This window comes from Bacteroides cellulosilyticus DSM 14838 (genome assembly GCF_000158035.1).
Classification (GTDB): Bacteria; Bacteroidota; Bacteroidia; order Bacteroidales; family Bacteroidaceae; genus Bacteroides; species Bacteroides cellulosilyticus.
This window is the reverse complement of sequence record NZ_EQ973489.1, coordinates 185,643-196,913: the sequence shown is the minus strand read 5'-3', so window position 1 is coordinate 196,913 and position 11,271 is coordinate 185,643. Positions and strand designations below refer to the sequence as shown.

5 protein-coding genes are annotated in these 11,271 nt (G+C 38.6%); 2 read left to right on the top strand and 3 right to left on the bottom strand.

Translation table 11 applies throughout. From position 1 onward, the window contains the following. Nucleotides 1-198: 198 nt before the first annotated feature. The gene (locus BACCELL_RS03615) at nucleotides 199-738 is read left to right on the top strand and encodes an RNA polymerase sigma-70 factor (protein ID WP_007210192.1); all 540 of its coding nucleotides are present in this window, start codon (nucleotides 199-201) and stop codon (nucleotides 736-738) included. A 17-nt stretch (nucleotides 739-755) separates the two neighbouring features. On the opposite strand, the gene BACCELL_RS03610 is transcribed toward BACCELL_RS03615, so the two are convergent. The 3 genes from BACCELL_RS03610 to BACCELL_RS03600 form a co-directional block, all read right to left on the bottom strand. Beyond that, the gene (locus BACCELL_RS03610) at nucleotides 756-4,793 is read right to left on the bottom strand and encodes a hybrid sensor histidine kinase/response regulator transcription factor (protein WP_007210191.1); all 4,038 of its coding nucleotides are present in this window, start codon (nucleotides 4,791-4,793) and stop codon (nucleotides 756-758) included. Nucleotides 4,794-5,011: 218 nt separating this feature from the next. Continuing rightward, the gene (locus BACCELL_RS03605) at nucleotides 5,012-6,649 is read right to left on the bottom strand and encodes a RagB/SusD family nutrient uptake outer membrane protein (RefSeq protein WP_044153270.1); all 1,638 of its coding nucleotides are present in this window, start codon (nucleotides 6,647-6,649) and stop codon (nucleotides 5,012-5,014) included. Nucleotides 6,650-6,662: 13 nt separating this feature from the next. Continuing rightward, nucleotides 6,663-9,707, bottom strand: coding sequence for a SusC/RagA family TonB-linked outer membrane protein (locus BACCELL_RS03600; protein ID WP_157133873.1), 3,045 nt, complete (start codon nucleotides 9,705-9,707; stop codon nucleotides 6,663-6,665). Between the two features lie 657 nt (nucleotides 9,708-10,364). Here BACCELL_RS03600 and BACCELL_RS03595 point away from each other — a divergent pair. Beyond that, entirely contained in the window at nucleotides 10,365-10,784 is a 420-nt protein-coding gene (locus tag BACCELL_RS03595; protein ID WP_007210187.1) for a hypothetical protein, read from the top strand. Nucleotides 10,785-11,271 lie beyond the last annotated feature (487 nt).

Sequence of the window (11,271 nt, the reverse complement as noted above, 5' to 3'; positions counted from 1 at the left end):
CAGAAGTATCATGAAAACAACAGCTACGGTAGAAGCAAATATTTGCTAATATCATTGATTAGTACACTTTAACCAATCTATCAAGTTCTGCTAGAACTCCATCTTTTAATCAACATTTTAGAAAGACAAGAAGCACACAAAATAGGATATTTAATTTGAAACTCTTACCTTTGTCCGCTGATTACATGAAACGACAATATGACAGAACAGGAAGTCAGAAGGTATCTACGGAAAATGAGCGAGCAGGATTCGCAAACTGCTTTCCGGGATTTTTATGATATGACGTATGACCGTCTGTTCCGTATTGCTTATTACTACACTCACCACGAAGAATGGTCGCAAGAGATTGTGCTCGATGTTTTCATGAAACTCTGGGAACACCGTAAGCAATTATTAGAAATTACCAATATCGAAGATTACTGTTTCATACTCGTAAAGAATGCCTCTCTCAACTATATAGAAAAAGAGGAGCGCCGCCCCACCCTATCAACAGAAACCCTACATGAACACTCCGATCAAGCAGTATCACCTGAAGATACTCTGATCAGCGAGGAGTTTTTTTCCCGCTATGTAAAAGCTCTCGACCGGCTACCGGAACGTTGCCGTGAAGTCTTTATCCGCATCCGCGAAGAAAAACAAACCTATGCACAAGTAGCAGAAGAGTTGGGCATCAGTACAAAAACGGTGGATGCGCAATTACAGAAAGCAACCATTCGATTGAAAGAAATACTGCTCTAATAAGTAACACATTCTTTTTATAGTTCTCTATGCTCCCCAACCTCGTTTGAATGTTTCCCTATATATTCACTGGGTGTCATTCCGTACAATTCTTTGAAAGACCTGGAGAAAAGAGTAATACTGGAAAAGCCAGTCAATGAAGCAACCTCTGTTACACTATAGCGTTTATAAATCAACAAATTAGCTGCTTGTTTCAATCTTACATTACGTATTAAATCACGTGTACTTTGATTGGTCAATTCTTTCAATTTACGATGTAGATGCACACGGCTGATCCCAATTTCTTTAGCTATCATTTCTACCGTAAGTTCCGGATTGCTAATATTTCGGTTGATAATATTCATTACCTTATCTAATAGTTTATTGTCTGTAGATTGCATATCAACCATCTGATTCTTAACCTCTTGTTTCTGGCTCCCACCAAAACAATTACGCAACATCTCCCTCCCTTTCACTATATTTATAACCGTCTTTCTTAGAATATCAATATTGAATGGCTTGATAATATAGGCATCAGCTCCCATATCCAGTCCTTCCATATTATCTTCTTCACGTGTTTTCGCAGTCAGCAATATGACAGGTATATGATTAATATTAACATTTTGTTTAATCTTATGACACAAAGTCAATCCATCCATTTCCTGCATCATAATATCACTGATAACCAGATCAGGAGTTTGCCTTAATACTATGGATAAGGCTTCTCTGCCATTAGTACTCTCCATCATATGAAAATCCGAAGCTAGTTCCCGACAAATATATTTACGGATTTCCTCATCATCATCCACTATCAAAACCTTATATTTGCTTTTTGATTTTAGCTTTACTTCCTCATTCGTACTTATAGTATCAGACAAAATGAGCACTTCCTTAGAAGGAGGTAAAGCAGACTTCTCATTCTCATCTATTTCTTTCGAATTTAGATGCTTATTTCCAAGTGGTAAACGAACAATAAACCTACTACCTTTACCATTTTCATTATTTTCAACCCGTATTGTTCCATGATGCAACTTGACCAATGAATGTACCAAATGTAACCCAATACCAGTGCCTATGTTAGAGTTATTCAGATGATTCTTGATCTGATAAAAACGTTCGAAAATTTGATTCATCTCACTTTCATCAATGCCAATACCTGTGTCCGCCACAACAAACTCAAAATAATGCTGCAATGGAACGGGGGCTTCCATATCTTCTCCCGTTCGCAGGTATATATCAATTTGCCCTTGCTCGGGTGTAAACTTGAAAGCGTTTGACAATAAATTCAGAATGATCTTATCAAAATTCTTAGGATCTACCCATACATTAAGCCTTTCCTGCTGTACATGAAAATTGAGAGAGATATGTTTTGCATTAACCTGATATTCAAAAGTAGATTGAAGGTCTCTGATAAACTCTACAATCTCTATCTCTTGAAATTTCAGAAGCATTTGTCCTTTATCGATCTTCCGGATATCCATCAATTGGTTAACCAGATCAAGAATACGTTTCGAATTTCGGAACATGATACTATAAGACCTCTGCCGATCAGCATCGCTATCTGTCATCATTAGCTTCTGTAGTGGACTGATTATAAGAGACATCGGTGTGCGTATTTCATGAGATATATTGATGAAGAATTGGAGCTTTGCCTCATTAATCTCCTCTGCACGAGCATGTTCAATCATTTGTTGACGGATCTGATAGCGATTACGAATCTGCATAAGAATCAGATAAATGGCTAATGCCAATAAAATGACATAACATAATTTTGCCCAATTCGATGCATACCATGCCGGAGATATCAGGATTGTAATCTCTTTAATATTCGAAAGCATATTATGATCCCCGGCCCGTACTCTAAGATTATAAGTACCAGGAGGAAGATCGTTGAATGAAATACGATTTATATCATTACGCAGCACCACCCAGTCACTATAATTCATGGAATACATATATATAAGCCGTTCGGGACTATTCAATTCCATAGTGGCAAATTCGATGCTGAATGCATTGTCCTTATGAGCCAAATGAAACTTTTGCGCTTCAAATACCGGCCGATCAATAATTTCATATCTACCTGATTTCATCCCTTTTCTCACGGGAGTATTATGAATATAGAAATCAGTAATACGAATATTCCATTTTTTTGCAGGATCAGTAATTTCTTGCGGATTAAAGTAAGTAACTCCATTCACTCCTCCAAACCAGAGAGTACCATCAGCATCTTTGAATGAGGCATTTTTACTGAACTCATTACCTTGTAATCCATCACTTACATAATAGTTAATAAATTTATGATTATGCTTATTGAATTGAGAAATACCGGCATCCGTACTAATCCATAAGAAACCTTGATTATCTTCTTGAACAGCATACACTACATCACTGGGAAGCCCGTCTTGTGCAGTGTAAAGCGTCAGTTTATCGGTTTGTGGAGAATAATTATATAGTCCTTCTGATGTACCCGCCCAGATCACTCCTTCCTTATCCTGATGCAAGCAATGTACTATGACTTTAGGTGATATATAGGAAATATTAAATGGACTTGTATTCAAATCAACACATATCAGCCCATCATAACTTCCGATATAAAGTTTATTGTCTTTGGAATATAATACGCTACTTAACCACAAGTAAGAATCGGGAGGAGTAACCTGTTCTGTTTTTCCACTCTTCAAATCGTGGCATAACAACCCTGCCCCCATTGTAGCTATCCATAATCGTTTCCTATTATCCTCGGCAAATGCATATACACGTTGTACATGTTTACCATTAGCATCAACCAGATTATCAAGATATGTACATCGGCCTGTATTACGGTCTATTTTCCCCATGCCGTTGGTAAAAGAACCGAACCAAAGATTGTGCTCCGAATCTTCATACAACGTAATGATGATGGCAGGAACAGAGCTCGAAGTGTTTTCATGTACAAAATGTTCTTTTTGCTCTAATTCGGGAGTGATTACATAAATGCCGTCATTGTCAGTACTTACCCATAAATCATTATTATGATCACGAAGCAGGCTGGTAACACAATATGATCCTATTATATTACTATTCACATCTTTAGATCCTATATACTTGAACCCATTTTGCACAGTGGGAATCATCACCACTCCTTTTTGATAAATAGCAAGCCAGAAGTTGCCTGCATAGTCTTTAAGAAGAGAGTGTACCTTAGCGTTTGTAACATCAAAACAACTATTGCTGAATTGAGCATCTGTAATCTCGTTGGTTCTACTATTATAGACTTTAACTCCTTCTCCATCTGTTCCCAAATAGAGTATATCCTGAGAACTCTGATATATTGTTTTGATAAACAGATTATATTGTCCTTTATAAGGTATGGGAATAAAACTATCATGAGTGCGGTCATATCTAAAAAGTCCATTGCCCATACTTATCGCATATATATTACCTTTATAATCTTCACATACATCAATTATTGGAGTTCCTTTTTTTTGTATCAAATATTGTTTTCCCTTTCCAGCAGGAGTCAAACGATAAATACCATTTTCACCCGCAGTCATCCATATCTCTCCTGTAGTAGTTTCTATAACAGCCCCAGTCATGGAAGTCGGAATATCCAGCAATAATGGCTTTACAATCAGTTCATCATCTTCAATAAAGAGTTGACAGAGTTCATTGCCGGACACCCAGATATCTCCATTTTTTCGTTGCAGAAGAGCGGATATATTACTATTAAAGACTTCTCCATTTTCGCGTCGGGCGGGGAGAGTGAAGCTATCACGGGCTGCATCATATATTTGTAACCCGTTACATGTTCCGACAAAAAGCCGTCCTTTGGCATCCTCAAATAAAGTTCGTACGTAATTATGAGACAAAGAATGGGGATCATTGGAATCATGTTTGTATATAGTTACTTTCGCTCCATCATATCGATTAAGGCCGTTTTCTGTGGCAATCCAAATAAATCCGTTTCTATCTTGATATAGTTTATTGATTAAGCTGTTTGAGAGTTCCCCATCTGTGGTAAAAACTTTGCCAGATTGTCCATAACCAACTATGGATATCCACAGGCACAAAATACAGAGTATATTTTTGATCTTCATAGTAGTGCAATAAGATTTGCAAAGATAATAAATATCACCTAAAATTTATATTTACCAAATGTAAAAATAGAATAAGACAACTCTGGCTGCCACTTTACCCACAATACAAATTTATAAAATTCGGGACAGACCTTTTGCCTGCCCCGAACTGATAAAAATACCTATTGAAAACAATTCCAATTCTATAAACTACCTTAGTTCATATTCATTCACAAGAATCAGTTCATATCATTACCTTTCAGATTGGAATTATTACTCAGTTCTTCTTCAGGGAAGGGATAATACATAGCCTTTTCACTCCACCCCAATGCCTTCAATGAGTCAAGCCATTTAGAATCAGCCAGCCCCCAACGAAGAAGATCAAAATAACGGAGATATTCACCACAGAGTTCTACAAAACGTTCATGAACAATGATATTTTTAATCGTATTCATCGGAACGCCGTTGATAACTTTATCGCTGGCCAACAGTTCATCTACATTGGGAATATATCCCGGTTCATGCTGATACCACAGATGTGGCTGTTCAGAAGGAACAATCTTATTAGCACGGTCGCGAACCTGCTGAATATAATACTTCGGTCCTGTAGGATCAGTTATTGACTTATTATCATTGCCTGCTTCGCTCAGACATTCAGCATACATCAACAGTACATCCGAATAGCGCATCAGGCGGGTATTAATTTCATTATCAGCATCAGCAATCTGATAATCCGGACATTCTTTACGGGTCCCGTACAGGTGTTTATCCGAAGATAGGTGTGCATACATATAATCCCAATCGGCCACAGTACCATCAAGCTGAGTGTAATAAGCACCCCCCGGACACCACATCGTCATAAATTTACGCGGGTCACCCTCTTCAAATTCATCATATGTACGTTGGTTTGGAGCAAGATTCCACCAAGAGCCACCGGTTCCGTCAGGCACACCAATTTCCTGCCATCTCCAGGAATCAGACTTGTCGCCTCCCAGCCAATCAGGGCCATTGAACATCTGTATCTCAAACACAGACTCTATATTATTCTCATAATCTGTACCCCACATAGAGTTCTCACGATAATTATCCACCAGTTTATATTCCCCGCTGTCTATTACCTTTTTCAACTCAGCTTCCGCTTTTCCAAATTCCGCAGCCTGTCCGCGTTCCAGAATGGGGCGATACAAATAGGCTTTTGCCAAGTAAGCTTGTGCAGTTCCCTTAGTAGCACGCCCTTTATTGGCAGCATCGGCATAAAGCGTACTTCTCAATGGCAGTAATTCAGCTGCCTTTGCAAAATCAGCAATAATCAATGCATAAATCTGTCCTTTTTCCGCATTGCCTGGATAATACTCTGATGCATCGGATACAGGATGATCCCAATAAGGAACCGTTTCGCCAAATAACTGAACCAAATGCATATAATGTAAAGCTCTTAAAAAATAAGCTTCACCTAACAGGCGATCTTTTTTGGCCTCATCTATTGTTCCTTCAAAGTGTGTAATTTTCTCAATAGCTATGTTAGAAGCAAATACGCCATTAAAAAGATCTTGCCAGGAGCTTTTCAGCAGTCCTTCATTAGCCGGAGTTGAGTAAGTATCCTGATACAGGTTAGGCCACTTGAATGTTTTATCAAAATCATCACCAGGAGCCAATAAATTGTAATACAAAGCTCGTGCATAGCCACCTTGATTCTGTCCTATCAAAGCTTCATAAGCCGGGATAATGGATGCTTCAAGTTGAGCTTCGGTAGTATAATAAGTGTCTACTGAAAGCTGTTCCGGATTATTCAAATCCATGTTGGGCACGCAGCTGCTTACAATGGAGACAGCAGACAGTGCAACGCAAGTACGTAATGTATTTTTAAGTGAAGTCATATCTTTCTATTATTTAAAAAGTCAATTGTAAACCCATGTAAAACTCACGCGTATTAGGGAAAGTCGGATCCCAGAGAGACATACCATCAACACCTCTTGTCAGATTTTTGCCGCTGTATCTATCCTGATCACCTACTTCCGGGTCATATCCCTTATATGAGGTGATAGTAAGCAGATTCTTAGCACCTACGTAAAGTCTCAGATGCTCAATGCCAAATCGACTCAGAAAAACCTTCGGAAAAGTATAACCCAATGTCAAGGCTTTCAAACGAAGATATGAACCGTCTTCTACATAACGATCAGAAAGTTTACGATTCTGATTGGGATCACCGATCACTGCACGAGGAATATCCGTATCCGTATTCTTCGGGTAGAATGTCGTAACACCTGAAATAGGATTGACGAAAGTGAGATCTTCTGCCCGGTAACGGTTCAGAACTTCTTTGGTGTTATTATAATAATGGTGCATACCTTCATTGTCTACACGACTATAGTTAAAGATGTCATTACCTTGTGATCCTTGCCAAATCATGGAGAAATCAACATCACCAAACCCTGTCTTATATCTTGCATCCAAACTTAATCCGTAAGTAAAATCAGGAATAGGATTACCGATGTAGTCCTTGTCTTCATCAGTCAACTCACCATCTTTATCCAAATCCTTAAAACGTACATCTCCCAACTGCGCATTCGGAGCAAACTTCTTATCCTCATCCAACTGTGCCTGAGTTCTATACAATCCATCTGTTACATATCCCCAGAATTGCCCGATAGACTTTCCTACAGCCGTCTTCGTCACACTGTTGGCAGCAAAAATAGCATTGTTAGTCCCCAAGTCAAGCACTTTGTTTTTAACGGTAGACAGATTTCCCGTAACCGAATAATCAAAATCTCCGATATGATCACGGTAAGTGAGAGCAAATTCCCACCCCTTGTTTTCAATGCTACCGGCATTCAACGTCGGGAAATTACCCATATATCCGGCAGAGAAAGAAATAGGAACCTGAATCAACATATCCTTTGTTTTCTTATAATAATAATCTACTGTAAACAACAGACGGCTATCCAGAACTGACAAATCGAGTCCCAAGTCAGTAGAATATTGCGTTTCCCATTTTACGTCCGGATTTGCAGGTGTAGTAGGCAATGCTCCCGTCACCTTGCTATCATTCAAATAATACCACATCTGAGCGAAATTCACTGTACTTTGATATTGATAAGGACTAATATTGGAATTACCCAACATACCCCAGCTACCACGCAGTTTCAGATCACTGATCCAAGTCAGGTTCTTCATAAATTTCTCTTGACTGATGCGCCATGCAGCAGAGAAAGAAGGGAAGTTACCATAACGATTATTTTTGCTAAAGTTAGAAGAACCATCACGACGGAAATTGAAAGTCAGCATATATTTACTATCATAGCTATAGTTTACACGACCCAACAAAGAGAACATAGACGAACGGCTAACGGAAGAGCCAACCACTTTCGACGCATCATCTTGTGTGGAACCCAGAATCAGAATATCAGGACTGGGCATAGCACGTGCCCCACCATTGTGTCCAAGACCTTTTGTCTCTTCTGAAGTGACACCAATCAAAGCGTTGATGCTATGTTTACCAAAAGTTTTATCATACGACAAAGTGTTTTCATATAAGAAACGATTAGTCTTCGTACTGGACATTTTGTACTCGTCCGGTGTATGGTTTTCATAGCCAATAGAATAATCAGCAATATAATTCTGTACCATATAGCGATACATATCCACTCCCATATTGAACTTGTACTTCAGCCCCGGGATGATTTCGTAAGTAGCCCATATATTACCATTGATAGTTGTACCTTCACCCTTATTCCAGTTCATATAAGATTCTGCCACCGGATTTCCGCAGTCTGTACCATTACCGGCACCAGCAAAACCTGTAGGATGACTATCGTCATAAATAGGCAATGTAGAAGACCACTTTTGAGCACCCAATATCTTACAATCGCTCCAATCGTGCAAGTTACGGTTGATCGTTACCGTTTCTCCCAACTTCAGCTTTCCCTTTGTAAAATCAGAGATGAATTGTATACCGTAATTCTTGTAATCTTCACGAATGAACACCGGCTGGTCTGTAGAGTAAGTGGTATTGATACGAAAATTAGCCTTATCCGACCCACCGCTAACAGCAAGATTATGCTTCTGATAAAAAGCCGTACGCTTTAAAATATCCATCATATTGTAACCTTCACCAATCGCGGCCGGATCAGAGAGAGCCGTCAGATAGTCAGTACGGTTAGGATCGGCATTATACATTTCTTCATTAATAAGCTCAGCTAACTCCTGCCCGTTCAACATCTCTACATCGTGTGAAAGTCCTTTCCAACCCACATAACCGTCATAATCTACCTTCACATCACCGCTGGCACCCCGTTTGGTCGTAATCATAATCACACCATTAGCACCACGGGCACCATAAATGGCACAGGATGCAGCATCTTTTAAAACCTGAATACTGGCAATATTACTTTCATCGGGTACAACTCCTCCAATCATACCGTCTACTACATAAAGCGGATCAGTGTTATTAATAGAACCCACACCACGAATACGAACCCTACCATTCGTAACTTGTACACCGGCCACAGAACTCTGGAGTCCTGCAGACAAACCTCCCGGCACTTTGCTCAGTTCTTTGGTATCCAATACAGCAATAGACGATGACAGGTCCGCTTTCTTCTGAGTACCATACCCGATAACAACCACATCATCCAGCATTTGTGTATCTTCTTTCAGCAATACATTAACAGAAGTATTACCACTCAAAGCAATTTCTTGCGTAACATATCCAACAAACGAAATCACCAATGTAGAATTGGCATCTGCCGAAAGAGTAAAATTACCATCAAAATCAGTAATTGTACCATTCGTCGTTCCTTTTACTACAACAGATGCACCGATAACCGGTTCATTGTCAGTAGTAGACGTGACTTTACCACTAATACTCTTACTTTGCCCCCATGCGGTAGACACACAAAGAAAGAGAAGCAACATAAACAATAATTTTGTTTTCATACACTTTTCATTTAAGATTAAATACATATATAATTTTACTGTATACAACATAATATAAATCAGAGAAAAACATCCTTCAGCCTTCTTTATATATAACCGGGAGTATTTTTCATCACTTTCTCCAGAACTACAAGCAGGCAAAACAATATTGAAACTGCAATTCTCATTTTCGGACATTTTTCTTTTCATTTTCAGCTAACAACTTATGTTTTCACATAGTATTAAATCAATTATTATATCATGATTCTTTGCTGCAAATATAGAAAATAGACTTTTATTGAATCTCACTTTATTGTAACACAAGCTTTATCATTCGTTACATCCTTTTTCAAGCATTTCCAAAGCATTCAACGCCACGTTACCATTAGCAGTACAACATACTATAAAACAAATATTTAGCCTCAATAAAATGTAACACAAATCTTCATTTTTAATATCCATTATTCCTTTTTTTGATCTCATTTCATCATCTAAAAAACACTTATTCCATCTCCCCGAAACTCCCCGAAAATACATGTAACGGACAGAAAAATTTATGTAATAAAACAATCTTCCACCTGATTAATTAACACTTTTTATTTCTATCGCCATAGGGAATTTCTTTTTTGCTCCTGTCTTTACTCATGAACTATATAAACTAAACTAAATTAAAACGACATGAAAAGATTTTGCAAACAAATGGCAGGAACCGCAGGGCTTCTCTTTATCCTTGCCGCATGCAGTAACAACAGTTCCAGTTATCCCGAAGAGTATGTAGGTTTTGAGAAAGCCACCAAAAACTATTCGTTCGACAAAAACAAAGACACAGAAGAGTTCGACGTAAAGATTATTGCCGCTGAAAAGAAAAATGAGGATAGGGAAGTTCTCATTAATGGCATAAACATGCCGGGTAAAGCAGCTATTTTCAGTATTGAAGACAAGACGGTCATTATCCCTGCCAAGAAGAAATCAGCCAATCTACGAGTGAAGATCTATCCGAAGAGAGTGACAGACAAAGCTGAATTCCGCATCGTCTGTACCCCGAAGGATAAAGAAGGCAAAAAGACACAGATCACTATCCATCTAAGTCCCCAATAATGGGAACTACAACTCCATTCTGTTTCATCCTATCACTAGCTTTTTCTCACGTGAGCTTGGTACATAAATGCCTTAAGGCCGTATGAAAACTAAGCTTTGCTTTATTGTTTTTGTCCTTTTGCCCGTAACAAAACTTCGTCCCACAGTTGCGAGCTCTACGTTTTCCAATTGAGGGCTGTCGGTCCCACAACTGCGGGCTACACAGCCCTCAACTGAAAAACGAGGTTTTACTTATAGCATAATGACATTAACATTAAGGCTTTAGGAGAAAAAGGAAGGAGCATATCAAGTTTCTCCTCTATCATTCAGCTTTCTATATAATGGGATTATGAAGCCTGACTCCTCAATTCTTACGAAGTGATAACTTCTGCGATGAAAATTCAGTTTAAAAGGAGATATTTGCATGAATACAGGCAAAGTTTGTATAATACATATTAAGGACTTGTGAATTAGTGAATTACAAACATAAAAACGCTCTTTTTTTCTA